This is a genomic window from Maribacter sp. X9 (assembly GCF_048537565.1).
GTDB lineage: Bacteria > Bacteroidota > Bacteroidia > Flavobacteriales > Flavobacteriaceae > Maribacter.
Genome location: NZ_CP183215.1, coordinates 1,828,150 through 1,843,751, shown reverse-complemented (window position 1 = coordinate 1,843,751; position 15,602 = coordinate 1,828,150). Strand labels below are relative to the sequence as shown.

General features: G+C 39.5%; 9 protein-coding genes. 4 read left to right on the top strand and 5 right to left on the bottom strand.

Annotated features, from left to right (window positions below; all coding sequences use genetic code 11):
* Nucleotides 1-275 precede the first annotated feature (275 nt).
* Complete coding sequence (locus tag ACNR9Q_RS07715) at nt 276-1,580, bottom strand: MFS transporter (RefSeq protein ID WP_419214029.1); 1,305 nt, start codon at nt 1,578-1,580, stop codon at nt 276-278.
* A 216-nt stretch (nt 1,581-1,796) separates the two neighbouring features.
* Here ACNR9Q_RS07715 and ACNR9Q_RS07710 point away from each other — a divergent pair, with 216 nt between their 5' ends.
* Nucleotides 1,797-2,579 (top strand): NIPSNAP family protein, encoded by a 783-nt coding sequence (locus ACNR9Q_RS07710; RefSeq protein ID WP_419214028.1) that lies wholly within the window; start codon nt 1,797-1,799, stop codon nt 2,577-2,579.
* A gap of 1 nt (nt 2,580) precedes the next feature.
* Here ACNR9Q_RS07710 and ACNR9Q_RS07705 read toward each other — a convergent pair whose 3' ends face one another.
* From ACNR9Q_RS07705 to ACNR9Q_RS07695, 3 genes are all read right to left on the bottom strand, one after another.
* Nucleotides 2,581-3,678: an OmpA family protein gene (locus ACNR9Q_RS07705; protein WP_419214027.1), complete on the bottom strand. Its 1,098-nt coding sequence runs from the start codon at nt 3,676-3,678 to the stop codon at nt 2,581-2,583.
* Nucleotides 3,679-4,041: 363 nt separating this feature from the next.
* Complete coding sequence (locus ACNR9Q_RS07700; protein WP_419214026.1) at nt 4,042-5,820, bottom strand: TonB-dependent receptor; 1,779 nt, start codon at nt 5,818-5,820, stop codon at nt 4,042-4,044.
* Nucleotides 5,820-8,843, bottom strand: a complete 3,024-nt coding sequence (locus ACNR9Q_RS07695; RefSeq protein WP_419214025.1) for a tetratricopeptide repeat protein — start codon at nt 8,841-8,843, stop codon at nt 5,820-5,822. Before ACNR9Q_RS07695 ends, ACNR9Q_RS07700 begins: the two co-directional genes overlap by 1 nt.
* 156 nt (nt 8,844-8,999) lie before the next feature.
* On the opposite strand from ACNR9Q_RS07695, the gene ACNR9Q_RS07690 reads away from it, so the two are divergent.
* The 3 genes from ACNR9Q_RS07690 to ACNR9Q_RS07680 all read left to right on the top strand — a co-directional run bounded on the left by ACNR9Q_RS07690 (nt 9,000) and on the right by ACNR9Q_RS07680 (nt 14,299).
* The gene (locus ACNR9Q_RS07690) at nt 9,000-9,683 is read left to right on the top strand and encodes a cell division ATP-binding protein FtsE (RefSeq protein WP_419214253.1); all 684 of its coding nucleotides are present in this window, start codon (nt 9,000-9,002) and stop codon (nt 9,681-9,683) included.
* Between the two features lie 69 nt (nt 9,684-9,752).
* Entirely contained in the window at nt 9,753-11,597 is a 1,845-nt protein-coding gene (locus ACNR9Q_RS07685) for a hypothetical protein (protein WP_419214024.1), read from the top strand.
* Nucleotides 11,598-11,656: 59 nt separating this feature from the next.
* On the top strand, nt 11,657-14,299 hold the full coding sequence (locus tag ACNR9Q_RS07680; protein WP_419214023.1) for an MGH1-like glycoside hydrolase domain-containing protein: 2,643 nt from the start codon (nt 11,657-11,659) through the stop codon (nt 14,297-14,299).
* Here ACNR9Q_RS07680 and nhaD read toward each other — a convergent pair.
* Complete coding sequence (gene nhaD / locus ACNR9Q_RS07675; RefSeq protein ID WP_419214022.1) at nt 14,292-15,596, bottom strand: sodium:proton antiporter NhaD; 1,305 nt, start codon at nt 15,594-15,596, stop codon at nt 14,292-14,294. The two genes, ACNR9Q_RS07680 and nhaD, sit on opposite strands and share 8 nt — an antisense overlap.
* Between the last annotated feature and the right edge of the window lie 6 nt (nt 15,597-15,602).

Here is a 15,602-nt window from a genome sequence, read left to right as displayed (position 1 = left end):
TCTAGGATCCTATTTGATTGAGCTCCTAAAAGACCAATAAACTAACGGACAATAATAGGATTTTTAAATCAATCAGATAATAATCGGTATTAGAATATATCGATATGAGGTAAACAGAAATTTTCCTAGTAAAACGAGAGGGAAATTCATTCATTATTCCTTACAAAACCTCAACGGTTAAGGGTTTACGTAACGTTTCTATAAAAATTGAAGTTTACTTATCCGGTAAATTCTAACTATTGACGCAGTTATATATGACCAAAAAAGAAATTTACTTACTGAGGATTATCAGCCTTGACCGAACCTATGGTCAAAAAAAGTAAAAATGCCAATCCTAAATAACCCACCATTTCATAAGACCCAAAGGTTGATAAGCAAAGACTAAAAATACTAGGGGCCAAAGCACTGGCCAAAATCAAAAAACTCATGATTTTACCCGTGATACTGCCTAAATACTGCCTTCCGAAAAAACGGGGCCAAGCGACCGCATTCAACACGGCGAAGAAACCTCCTAGAATACCGAAGCCCGCAATCAACATAGGTACCCCTGCGGGAGATGACAAAAACAAAAAGCCTGAAGATGCTAAAAATCCACCCAACAACATTAGATACAAATACAATTTCAAAGGAAGATAATCACTTAAAAAGTTGAACAAAGTAGAAACGGTAACAGCAACTACAGAACCTGGAAGAAAAATGGATATGGCATCCTCCTTTAAAAAGCCTTCATTCGTGAAAATGGACACTACATGAAAAGTGAGGCCCGTAATGAAAAAACTATTGAAGGCCAAGGTGAGTCCGTACATCCAAAAAGCCCTTTCTTTTTTAGCCTCAGCAAGCGTAAATTGTTTCGGGACCACTTTTTTCGCTTCTTCCTCTTTCGTTGGCGATTTGGCCCCATCTGGGAGAAGTCCGTGTTTTTCAGGAGAAATTTTGTACATAAAGAAGATGAATACACTAAAGATCAATAACCCGATCGCCAAGAATTGCCATGTTCTTTGCCAACCGTTTCCTTCTATCAATGCATTGATCCACAGCGGGGAAGATGAAAACCCGAACGAAAGCGCTACACTACTAAAAGAATTGACCTTTCCCCTATTTTTATCGAACCAAATCATAATAACGTTACGAGAAGCCATGGTCAAGACACCTTGACCTGCAAAACGTAATAAGAAAAACAGGACCGTCATTAACACAAAAGGCACAATCCACGAATCAACCGACAATAATTCTTTAATGAACGAACTCATTTGGGCTGACCATGAGCATAAAAACAAAGTAACTCCCAACGCAAGTGCCGCAAAAAAGGCAACGAATCTTGCGCCGTAGGTATCGAACCAAACCCCCGCCCTACCAATGACCAAAGAACTAATTATGGTACCGATCATATAGGCATTGCTAAATTGGTTTCTAGACATTCCTAAGGCATCCTTTACAGGGTCGGTAAAAACCGAAACCCCAATCGTCTGTCCGGGTATACTGCAATAAATCCCCACGGTTCCAATAAGAAGTATTACATAGCCATAGAAAATGGGACTCTTGGCGGGATCAATAAGTTGTTTCTTGAAAATGTTGGTCATGGGGCAGTTGCTAGTCTCAAAAATACACCATAGACCGCAAGCAATAAAATAACCACGAATTACTTTTTATTGAAAAAATGGATTTTTAAAGTGTTCCAAATATCCGTTTTCTTATTAACCGTTTCTTCTCCAATCGAAACAAACCCTGCTTTGGTTTCAAAGAATCCTAATTTAATCACTAACTTTCTTCATATTAACGATTACTCAATATAACCCATGAAAAATAAAATTACACTTCCCCTACTTTTAGTATTAGCCTTAGTTTTTTCTTCTATTTCTGGCCATGCCCAAGAAAGGGAATATTATCAGCTAAAAACATATACCTTAAAAAATGAAAGCCAAGAAAAAATGGTTGATACTTATTTAAAGGAAGCTTACTTGCCTGCCCTTAAAAGAATGGGAATCGACAATGTAGGTGTTTTTAAAGTGAGACCGGACAAGTTTACACTTGCCAATAAAATCTTTGTCTTGATACCGTTCGCCTCATTGGAAGCCTTTGGAAAATTGGAAAGTATGCTAGCTGTCGACAAAACCTACATGGCTAACGGTGCTGCGTATATCAACGCCACTCACGAAAACCCTCCATACGAACGAATCGCTTCCGTTTTAATGCACGCCTTCCCAGATATGCCGAAAATGGAACCGACCGCCGTAACAGGTTCACGAAACGATCGAGTATATGAATTGCGTAGCTATGAAGGTCCGACTGAAGCCATGTACCGCAGAAAAGTTGATATGTTCAATGAAGGTGGTGAGGTCGAGCTTTTTGAAAGCTTAGGTTTTAATGCTGTTTTTTATGCCGATGTAATCTCTGGCGATAAAATGCCCAATCTCATGTACATGACCACCTTTCCGAATACTGATAAAAGAAACAAACTTTGGGAAGCGTTCGGAAGTGCACCAAAATGGAAAGAAATATCCGGTATGGATATTTATAAAAACACGGTCAGTCATGCGGATATCCTTTTATTATATCCAACCGACTATTCTGACTATTAATTCACTCCACCAATACAAATTCTACACGCCGGTTGAGTAATCTTCCGGCTTTTGTTTTATTGGTAGCTACGGGTCGCTCACTACCAAAACCTTCGTACTGGATCCTTCTTTCTGAAATCCCATTTTGCATAAAATAGGCAGCTACCGTCTTTGCCCTGTTCAAAGAAAGTTTTTGGTTAAAGTTATTTGAACCTATAGCGTCTGTATGACCACTAATTTTAATTTGAATCGATGGATTTTTTTCCAAAAAAAGTACGACTTCCTGAAGTTCTTTTTGATTTGACCTTTTTAGTTTCGAAGTATTGAAATTGAACAAAACGTCTTTAAACACGTGAATACTATCCAATTCAAAATCGGTTATGGCCAAAGATGTATTCATTTTCTCTGAACCGGTTGGGTGTAGCGATACCATATCGAGATAATAATAAGAACCCTTATTTATTCTTCGTTGGGTCTGAAAGCGTTGTGTTCGTTTATTATCCTTGAAATTGCCTATGATCATATAATTCTCTGTTCCGTTGGCCACGAATTCTTGGGTCAAAAGAATCCATTCTTTCTCATCGGAATAAAATTTTGAATATTTGATTTCAACATAATTGGATGTATCTCCTTGTAGCTTTGAGAGATGCATCGCAGAAAGCACCTTTGTAGTTTCGACCTTTATAGGATACTCAGAAAACCGGATTCCGAATTCCTTCACCGCAAAGTCTGACCGTTCCGCCAAACTTACATAAAACGAAACCGTATAATGTTCTCCTTTTTTTAAGGTACCTATCAACTGTGCCTGTAGGTATTCCCTATAATCACCGGGGGCGAGCATATAAAAACCAACATAGCCTATACCAAAATTCGCAGGCTGTTCCCCATTGAAATTTTTAGGTGTACCCATTGCTTGACTACAGCCATTAAAATAATCTGTAGAACCCAAGGTGGGGACTTGCCAATCTTTAACATCTTTCTCCAGATTGCCCAATTTCATAGGGCAGTGCACAAAACTTTCAAAACTAGGGTTACGAATAAGGTTCTGCCCAAAGACAAGATTAGACATACAACCAAAACCTACGGTTAGGATTACGTGGTAAAGAGATTTAATTCCCATTCGATAGTCTTGCAAGCCTTAATATACTCAAATCTGAAAAAAGCAGGAGCAACCTCCGCAACCCATACCGGTTTCGCTCCATCCATCATACCGTCACATAGGCATCGATATGTGGCCTCTCAATGATTGTGTCATCGTCTCTCGAGCGCAATATCCCAATAATTCAAATAATTCAAACAAGTAGGGCAGAAAAATAAATTGTTTTCTTTAGAATGAATCGGGTTTAGTTGATTGTTACATTATTGATACCCATGACGAAGTTTAGTTTTAAATGGTAAAATTTAGGTATAATCCAAGGTTGGTAATTTCCTAAATAAAAACACATAAATAAACAACTTCAGAATATTGCCGCAAAGTTGATTCCTAAAAATCGAATTTATATGTCGCACCGCCCAACACCTGAATACCCTGCACCTGAAAATTGGCCCAGCGTTGATAATGATTATTGGAAAGGTTGGCCCCTTTTACAAAAAACGATAGCTGGTTATTCAAGCGATACCCCACATGGGCGTTGGCATCAAAATAACCATCTAAGGCAATCAAGGTGGCTGGAAATCCTCCGGGTTGAACATTTTGTGTAACGACGGAAGAAAAATCTTCACGCTCCCCCACGTAAAACAGATTGGCACCCATAAACCATTTTTCACCGATCTGATAATCCATAAACAACGATCCTGTTACATTAGGCAAGTTCCATGCAGGGTTTCCGGTTTCGGTACTATAATCATATACTTCTGCATTGACGCCCAGGGTGAAATTACGGTTTACATCCACATTCAATTCCGCAAAGATGCCAAGGGTTTTTATATCGTCATAAAAGACATCGAAAGAATTACCGTAGTAGTATCCCTTTTCATCGGCTCTAAAACCATTTTGTGGATTCAATTTATACAAAGGCTTTCTGTTTTCTGCAGCATAGGACCCTTTAATATTATAGCTTAAGTTAGGCAATAATTGACCCTTAAAACCCACATAGGCATTGTACTGACTATCGGTAGGTGCTATAGAAATGGTCGGGGAAACAAAAGGATTACCCTCCACAAAATCATAATAGGAATTTTGTTTGAGTTCTCCGGTTACACCACCGTAGGCGATCACCGATTCATCCAACAATCGATAGGAAGCGGTTACCGCCGGATAGATATAAAAATTCCCCTCACTATTTTCCAAATCCATGCCATACACCAAATTGACTCCTAGGTTCAGGGAAAGATCATCTCGAAGCATTTGTAAGGAGGGATTAATCCCCGCTTGCAAATTACCATAGGATATACCTTCGTTATTGGCATCGCTATTAAGGCTTGCGTTTTCAAATGACCCACCCACATAATCCACTTTAGCCTTGACGCTTAAAATCTCTTCATCCAATGGAAATTCAAAACCGGTATTGAAAATGGCACGGTTCTCACCAGAACTTACGGCATCAAAAAATCTGCGGTATTTTATATCCGCTCGTTTGAACAGGGCATCTTCCACATTAATATAGGCACTGGCCTCTCCCATAAAATAATTCTGCATCTCATCAATGCTATTAATGGTGGTTTGATCATAGACGCCTTCTGGCAATCCGTACCAATTGTACAACTGATGTTGTAACCCGATTGCCGCACCCCAATCTAAATCGCGGTCACGTTTGGCATACGACCCATCAAGTTTAGTATCATAAAAGGTATTGTTCAGATCTACGCCTTCAATGCCTCCCCTTGAGGATAAGTGATTTAAGCCTACAACTAAATTTTCATCCCTATTGATAGTTCTACTCGTATAGAACTCTCCCAGCACATTGCCATAATTACCACCTCCAAAAGAAGCATAGGAATTGAACAATTGCGGTGGAGGCAGTTTCTCCACTTTTGACGCCGTTCCTTTGGAAGGCGTAAAGGTCGATGCCACCGGAACCGAAAATATACTATAGGTAATCGGTTTTTTCTGAAGCACGATAGAATCGTTCAAATTGGGGACTACCTTAATTTTAAAAGCATCCGAAACAGTGGGTGTATAAGCCTTGGTAACGGTTACGGTTTCCGTACCCAAATCATCTTTCTTATCATCTTGCGCAAAACCGATCTGTAGACCAAGAGCTAAAAAAATGATGGTAATTCTAAGCGTATTGTACATAGATGTTCTTTTACTGGTGTACATTAATTTTGATTTGGATTAACTGATGAATTGCTCTGTGCCTCTTTTGATTTGATAATGGCCAATTCCGCTTTGGCATCTGCCACAATCTCCGGGTATTGACTGAAATTGGTGGTTACGCTTTCCAAGATATAGGTTGCTTGATAGGCATCATTCAAGGCATAGTAGTTTTTAGCCATCAACACCAATCCTTTACCGCCCCATTCTTTATACGTCGCGTAATCTTTCGCCAATTTTTGAACGGCCACATTGGAATTTTCATAATCCCCATCTTGATTTTCAAAATATGCGTCATAATACAAGGCCTCTGCAGCCGTAGCACCAGAAGCTATTTTCAATACCTCGGCATAGGCCGTTTTTGCCTTTTGCTCATTACCCGTAGCAATGGCCGATCGTGCGATCATAATCTGCGCATCACTCTTGATACGGTTATCGATATTGGCGGTGGACAATACCTTATCGGCATATTCCAAGGTTTTTGCATAGTTACGCTGGCCGTAATATCCTTTCATTAAATTGGACCGTGCAAAAGTTCTATTCTGCTGAATGTTCGCCTGATCTTCCAATTTCAATAAATAGGGCAAGGCGGTTTGGTAATCATCCTTACCGATATACACCTCACAGACCCGAGTCAAAGCTTGCTCTGCATATTCACTGGTACTTCTATCGGCCACATATTTATAGTAGGGCAAGGCAGTTTCCTTATCCCCTTTACCAAAATACAATTGCGCCAGACCAAAATTGGCATCCACCGCATGGAGGCCGTTCGGAAATTGTTGAATGTAATTTTTATAACTTTTAATGGCGGCATCCACAGTACCATCCCTGTTCTGTTTTTGGGCGGATTCAAAACTGGCATTATCCAGTTCACTGTCCGTTACCTCAACAAAATCGAGACCACGTACCCAATCTGCATACTCATTTACCCTACCTAAATCCACATAGACCAATTTAGCTGTGGCTACCGCTTGTACCGCTTCTTGGGTCTTTGGATAATCACGCACAACGGTCTTGAATTTAGCCAAGGCAGCTTCGTTACGGTTCGCATTGTAGTTCACCAATCCTTGTCGCATCAATGCTTGGGGCACCAATGAACTTCCTTTATATTCGGTAATCAATCGGTCATAGGCTTGTAATCCTTTGTTTTCTTCCCCTTGGGCCACATAGGTATTTCCCAGCTCAAACAGGGCATCATCCTTAAAACTAGATCTTGGGTATTGGTTTACGAACGCTTCAAGATTCTCTATTTTACTGGCACCACGATCTACATAGCCATAACTCATCGCTTTTTGGTAAGAAGCATAGTCCTTTTCAGGTCCTGTTAAGGCCAGCGCTTTGTTATAGGTTTCAATGGCCGGCCAGTATTTACTGGTGGCAAAATAGCTATCACCTAAGCGCAAATAACCATCATGTAGTTTCTCCACTTCACCATTTCCATTTGCGGTAAAGGCATTGAAATAGGTAATGGCATCGGCATAGTCCTTTTGTTTAAAATGGGCATAGGCCAAACTATAATCGATATCACCGTACATCTCGGTTTGTTTGGCCGCCGGATTGTTCTTGAAAGCGACAAATCCCTTTACGGCATCATCAAAACGGTTCAACAAGTAATCGGCTTCTGCTTTCCAATAATCGGCACGGGCCTTGAACAATGGATTCTCGGCACTTGAAAGTGATTTACCCAAATTTTCGGAAGCAGCAGTATAATTACCCTCCATAAAAAGTTCGATTCCCCGATAAAAAGCTACTTTTTGGTAGGTTTCTTTACTGGCATAATTTTTATTCTCTTCCAGTAACTTCATCGCCCCGGCAAAATTCTTTGAGGTAATGTATGAATCTACCAGAAGGGTCTGCATTTCTTCTTGGTGTTCGTCGTTGGGGTAGGTCTTTAAATAATTGGTGATTACCTCAGGTACGGGTTCGTACGCATTACCCACCTCATAGCTTAAACGGGCATAGTTCAAAAATGCATCCTTTTGTATCGCTGCACTATAGTCCATTTGCGAGGCATTTCGAAATGCATTCAGCGCTTCTTGCTTCTTATCCAATTTCAAATAACATTCCGCCAAATGGTAGTAGGCATTTTGGGCAACACTATTGGTACCCCCAATAATTTTGTTGAACTGGGCAATGGCCTCTGTATAATTTCCTCCTTTATAATACGCGTAGCCTAAGTAGTAATAATCCGTATTACTCCATTTTCCGCCTTTGCCCTTATATTCCTTTAAATAGGGTATGGCATTTTCATATTGCTTTAAATTGAAGTAGCTCTCCCCAATAATTTTATTGAGTTCAGAAACTTCGGTTCGATCCGCTTTCGCCAGTTGTTTTTTGGCCAAGGCGATGGCTTCCTCAAATTTACCCAGCTTAAAATTCATATCGGCTTGGTAATAACTAAGTTTTTCCTCTAAAACATCTTGATCCGTAATCTGATCGAAGCGCTCGTTGGCGGCCTGGTAATCATCTTGTTCGTAAGAGATATAGCCCAAATAGTATTTGGCCTGTGAGCCATAGCCTGGTGAATTCACCACCTTTTCAAGATACTTTTCAGCTTCTGCCGTCTTTTTGGACGAAAACAGGGCATAGCCATAATTGAAATTGAACTGCTCCATTTCGCCACGCGACAACGAACTCTGATCTACTTTGTTATACCATTTTAAGGCGTAAGGATATTTTCCGGTCTGGAAATAATACTCGGCCACATCGGCATAGGCAGAATTACGTTTGGTAGAAGTAGGATAGTTTTCCACAAAATCCTCCATCAAACGATCCGCGCCGATCTGGTTCAAACGTACGGCCGCCGTGGCGGCATAATACGCACTGTTAGCGGCGGTCTCCTCATCTTTTGTGGTCTCCTTGACCTTATTGAAAATTGTTTGTGCCGCTTGGTATTGCTCATTATTGTAGAGGGCCAGGGCATCTTGAAAAGCTTTCTGTTCGTTGGTGTAAATCATTGATTCCTGGGCACTGGTCATAGCGACCAACCCCAATACCATCGGAATGAAAGCGGTGATTTTTTTAAGCATAGTGTTCTGTTACTATTTAGAAATACCGGTTATCACATGGGATAACGGCAAATATTGTTCCTAAGTATGTGCCATACCACTGCAAAAGAAAAGAATTTGGAAATGAGTTCTTCAATATCAATAGGAACTTATTACTTTTATATCAACATTGATGCTATGGACGAGATTGTTTTAGAACTCAAGGATGCCGCTATTTTTCAAAAAGAGAGCTTGGTTTTGAGTGAAGTAAGTTTAAAAATTGAAAAAGGGGAGTTTGTTTACCTCATCGGAAAGACCGGTAGCGGTAAGAGTAGTTTTATGAAAACCCTCTATGGAGATTTGCCCTTACAAAAAGGGGAAGGGCACATTGTGGAATTCGATTTAAAGACCTTAAAAGAAAACGATATTCCGTTTTTACGCCGCAAATTGGGTATTGTCTTTCAAGATTTTAAACTGTTGCCCGACCGAAATATCAACCAGAACATGCTGTTTGTCTTGAAAGCCACCGGCTGGACCGATAAGGCCAAAATGGATGCCCAAATACTGGCCGTATTGGAGAAAGTAGGTATGAAGACCAAAGGTTTTAAATTTCCCCATGAACTTTCGGGTGGAGAGCAACAGCGTGTTGCCATTGCACGGGCCCTATTGAACGACCCAGAATTGGTCCTTGCCGATGAGCCTACCGGAAACCTCGATCCCCAGACCAGTGTAGAAGTTATGAAAGTGCTACAGGAAATCAATAAATCGGGACGTACCATTTTAATGGCGACCCATGATTATGCACTGATTCTAAAATACCCTTCCAAAACCCTAAAATGTGATGCCAATAAAGTGTTTGAGGTGGTGCAAAGGGCGGTTTAGATTATTCGTGAACTTTATTAATTTTCACTAACATCTAATAAAACAACTAATTTAAAAACACTCTGAAATATGAAATTAGAAAAGATATTAGATAAGTTAGGCTCTTTAGAAAAAAACTCATTCATAAAAATTATTGATAATATAATCTCGAAAAATCCTAAAAATTCTAAGGCGATTGAAAAAATTTTGAGTTCATCTGACAAGGGGCTAAAATCTGTTGACAACCTAAACGTATCAAATATTTTTAGCTTGATTGCTGATGAATTCACAGAACATTTGCTATGTGAGTTTCAAGAGGTAAATTCTCAACTAGACATCCTAATTGACATTATCATCAGAGATGGAAATTGTATAATGAAACAGGACTGGTTTTCTAGATTATATGACACCGAGATTAAAAATTTAAAAGGGAAAATCAAAACCCTTAAAACTGAACTTGATAACGACAAATCCGAGTTGAGTGAATCAAGAAAAAGAGATTACCGCATATACAAAGCCTGCTTGTCTACAGCATACATTAACGATATTTCAAATAACAGAGAACCAAAAATTACCGCAGATGAACTTTCCATAATCTTAACCTTGTCTAAGGAATTGGGATTATCCCAAGAAGATGTCAAGTTAATCAACTATTCTATCTTACCAATTAAGAAATTTGATATTCAAGATGTTATAAATAATTTAAAAAATATCGGAGTTGTTTTCTTTTCAAAAAAAGAGAATACTATATATGTAGCTGATGAAATGGTTAGAATTTTAAGAAAAGTTAGAAAGAAAGATGTCGCAGAAAAATTCTACCGAAGAACATTGAAATTGCTCAGAGAGCCAATAATTAATCAAATCGCTAAAGAACACAACATAGACAGAAAGGCTACTTTATCTAAAAAAATTGAAGATATCATTAAGGAAGGTATTTCTTTTGTCGATTTACTTGATTCAGAAATATACAAATCAGGAATAACCTTAACAGAAAAGAAAAAAACACTTAATGAGCTTTGCGAAAAAGGTCTTAATATACAAAATCTAAAGGGTAGTACTTTAACCGATAAAATCAACAGCTTAATTGAGCATTTTGAGAATGTTGAAAAAGATGAAAAAGTTGGGATTTCTATAGATGGTTTTGATAAAATGTTAAGTGAGCTAAATAACTCTTTACCAAAGATAAATAAGGAACTGAAAACACAATTTGAACTCCAAGAAGAGTATGTTTTGAATGCCGGTTTTCTTTTAGATTATAATATTAAGCCCAGAGATATTTTAGATTTAATCACAAAATCGGATTTAAGCAAGTTTATAAAAGACAATGGCATTAAGCAGCGTGGAGATGATATTCTAAATATTCTAGAACACTATAAGGATGTTGAAAATTTATATTTAGAAAATTACGAGAACGTAGGATATAGAAACTTAAATCTTTTAAAAGAGAATGGGATTTCTGTTAAAGAAAGTGAATTGGGTTTAAAGTTCGAAGAACTAACAAAAGTCATTTTTAAATCATTAGGATTCAACGTCGACGATAAATTTAAAAACCAACTAAATACTCAAAAGGATATGATGGATATTCTTTTGAATTTAGGAAATAACGAGATTATAATTGTAGAGTGCAAAACAATAAAAGAGAAAGGTTATAATAAGTTTAGTACAGTCTCTAGACAACTAAAATCATATCAAAATGTGGCTCTAAAAAATAATTTAAGAATTGTTAAAATTTTACTGGTTGCTCCTGAATTCAGCGATGATTTCATCTACGATTGCGAGATGGATACGGAAATGAACCTATCTCTATTAACAGCATCCACTTTGTCCAAAATTTTCGCAGCCTTTAAATTATCAAATTATCAAGAATTTCCTCATGTACTTTTCAGAGATATAGTTATAAACGAAGAGAGAATAATAAAAGCACTAACTAAATAAAATTACTTTGTTTAAGCTGATTGAAATTGACAGTTTCCTTATTTAACATACCACCTTAAATGCAAAACCCCGAAAAAATACGCTTATCCCAACATAAAAACGAAGAAAAAGACTGGCTAAAATGGGGACCCTATTTAAGTGAGCGTCAATGGGGAACGGTACGGGAAGATTATAGTGCGTATGGCGAGGCATGGACCTATTTCCCCCACGACCACGCCCGTAGTCGGGCCTACCGTTGGGGTGAAGATGGTATTGCGGGCATCAGTGACCGCTACTGTAACATCTGTTTTAGTATCGGCCTTTGGAACGGTAAAGATCCTATTCTTAAAGAACGGCTTTTTGGCTTGACGAGTCCGCAAGGCAATCATGGGGAAGATGTAAAGGAGCTGTATTACTACTTGGAAAATACACCTTCACATTCCTACATGAAGTATCTGTACAAGTATCCCCAAAACAAATATCCGTACGACCAACTCGTGGCAGAAAACCGACAACGGGACCGAAACCAACTGGAATTTGAACTACTGGATACGGGAATTTTTAAGGACAATGCCTATTTTGATGTCACCACCGAATATGCCAAGGCCGACGAAACCGATATTCTTATCCAAATTACCATCACCAATAGAAATGACAAGCCGGCACCGGTAGCGCTGCTGCCGCAACTGGTGATGCGAAACCATTGGTCCTTCAAAGAAATGTCGCATAAACCGGTCATTCAAAAACAAGGAACAGATGCAAATGCCTTTGTCTCCATAGACCACCCTTATGTGGGTAAGTATAATCTTTATTTTCAGCCAGCTGATAAACTGCTATTTACTGAAAATGAAACCAACCGCGAAAAAGTCTACAGCCAAAAGAACCAACATCCATTTAAAAAAGACCTTTTTCACCAAGCGGTCTGCAATAACGACTTTAATCTGGCGACCCAAAATAACCAAGGAACCAAGTTTGCACCGTATTACGAAATGGAACTGAAGGGCGGGGAATCCAAAACGATTCTACTGCGTTTAACCCAGCAAGAACTTTCAGCACCTTTTACAGATTTTGAGGAAATTTTTTCAACCCGGCAAAGGGAATGCTCCCAGTTTTATGATGAAATAGCACCGAATGCCCCAGAAGAACGAAAAGCAATCTTAAAACAAGCCTTTGCCGGATTACTGTGGACGAAACAATACTATAACTATGACGTAGAAAAATGGTTGGACGGCGATTCAAAAACATCGCAACCACCCCAAGAAAGACGTTATGGTCGAAATAGTAGTTGGAAAACCCTGCGTAACCATGATGTACTTTCCATGCCAGATGCGTGGGAATATCCATGGTATGCGGCATGGGATTCCGCTTTTCACTGTGTGACTTTTGCCTTGATCGATCCCGAATTTGCAAAAGCACAGTTATTGTTGTTCACCAAAGAATGGTACATGGCGCCATCGGGCCAAATACCGGCCTACGAATGGAGCTTTAGTGATGTAAACCCGCCCGTACAGGCTTGGGCCGCAATAGAGATTTATAAAACGGAAAAGGAAATTAACGGAAAAGGAGATATCAAATTCCTAAAACGTATGTTCAACAAATTGTCCTTGAACTTTACGTGGTGGGTGAACCGCTTAGACCGCAACGACAACAATGTATTTCAAGGGGGATTTCTTGGCCTCGACAATATCGGGGTTTTTGACCGTAGCCATGGCGTACCGGGAAATGGATTTTTAGACCAAGTTGATGGCACCGCATGGATGGCCATGTACAGTTTAAACATGCTCGAGTTGAGTTTGGAAATTGCCCTAGAGGATGATTCCTATGAAGATATGGCCACTAAATACTTAGGCCATTTTATTTTTATTGCGGAAGCTTTGAACAAAATGGACACGGATACAGTGAACACTTGGGATGACGTAGAAGGCTTCTTTTATGACCGCTTGATGTTACCCGATGGCAGGTCGACCACCATCAAAGTACGGTCGATTGCAGGGATGCTCTCACTTGCCGCCGTATTGAACATTAAAAAGAGCGTGTTGGATCGGTTTCCAAAATTCAAGGCCAGTATTATTTGGTTCAGAAAATACCGTGCCGATAATTTAAAATACGAGGTGATACAGCAGTTTCAAGATGGCGAAGATCTTTTGTTATCGCTGGTACCCAAGGATCGTATGCAAAAATTGGTCAAAGCTTTGTTGAATGAAAAAGAATTCTTGAGTCCGTATGGCATTCGTTCCCTTTCAAAAATTCACGAGAACCCTTATAAGATTCAGATTGAGGGGGTTGACTATTCCATTGACTATGAGCCAGCAGAATCTACAGTCTCCTTATTCGGAGGAAATTCGAATTGGCGTGGACCCATTTGGATGCCCATGAACTATTTGTTCATCCATGCCTTACATGAATATCAAAGCTACAGTGGCAATGATTTCTTATTTGAATACCCAACGGGTAGTTCTAAACTACTGAACTTAAAACAAGTGGGCATTGAACTGAGCAAGCGTTTGATTTCCTTGTTCGAAAAAGATGAAGAAGGCAACCGACCGATCAATCAAAACTATCAGCAACAATATCAAGATCCACATTTTAAGGACCTGATCCTGTTCTATGAATATTTTCATGGTGAAAACGGAAGGGGTCTTGGGGCATCACACCAAACCGGATGGACCGCCTTGGTCGCCAACCTGATTCAACAAATAGATGCTGAAGAACCTACTAATTGATCAGTATAAAGGTTAAAATTCCAGCAGCATACCCCAATAATGCCAAGAGGGAAATGTGTTTCAAATACCACATAAAATCAATCTTAAGGATACCCATAATGGCGACCCCTGCGGCGGAACCAATGATTAGGATACTGCCCCCGGTACCGGCACAAAAAGCCAATAATTCCCAAAAATCGGCATCTGGCGGATAGACATCCATAGAATACATTCCCATGGTGCCCGCCACTAACGGCACATTGTCCACAATGGAAGAAAGCACCCCAATGATGGCATTAACAGCATAAATACTATTAAAATTGGCATCTAAAAGCTTGGACATATCGGCTAAGTGTCCGGCAGATTGCAAGGCACCTACTGCGGTCAAAATCCCAAGAAAGAAGAGAATACTTGGAGTATCTATTTTTTGTAGCACATTGGAAATTGAAAGTTGTTTTCTTTGGTCCATCGTCTTGTTGCGGTGTAAGATTTCGGTGGAAATCCATACGACACTTAACCCCAATAAAATCCCCATAAATGGCGGTAAATGCGTAATGGTCTTAAAGACAGGCACGAACAGTAGTGCTCCTATCCCTAAGGCAAAAACGAATCTTTTCTCAAAACTAGTGATGGCGAATTTGTGCGATTCAAGGTCATAATGACTTTTTCGATTACTGATATTTCCCTTAAAACGAAAAGAAGTAATCAAAAGCGGCACCAACAGACACACCAAACTGGGCAAGAAAATCTCTTTAATAATATTAAGTGCCGTAACCTGCCCCCCGATCCAAAGCATAATGGTGGTCACATCACCGATAGGCGACCATGCCCCACCTGCATTCGCAGCAATGATCAACAAACCGGCAAAAATCCAAAGGTCTTTTCGTTCGGATATTAATTTCCTCAGCAATGCCGACATTACGATTGCGGTAGTCAGGTTATCCAAGGCAGCGGACAAAAAGAAGGTGAGCAAGCTAAGAATCCAAATTAATTTTACCCGATTGGTGGTAGTTATTCTATCTGTAATTACTGAAAATCCTTCATGGGCATCTATAATCTCTACAATGGTCATGGCCCCTAATAAGAAAAATAGAATTTCAGCGATTTCCCCAAGATTTTCCTTTAAACTTTCCGTTACAAAGGATATGGACTCTTCACCTTCCAAGCCCACCAAAAATGTCTCCCTTCCAAATATAAAAATAACCCAACAAAGGGTGCCGGTCAATAATGCAGTAGCCGCTTTATCGATTTTGATACTGTGCTCTAAGGCTATGAAAATATAGCCTACAATGAAAATAGCTAGTAAGGTTAGATACATTGCAAA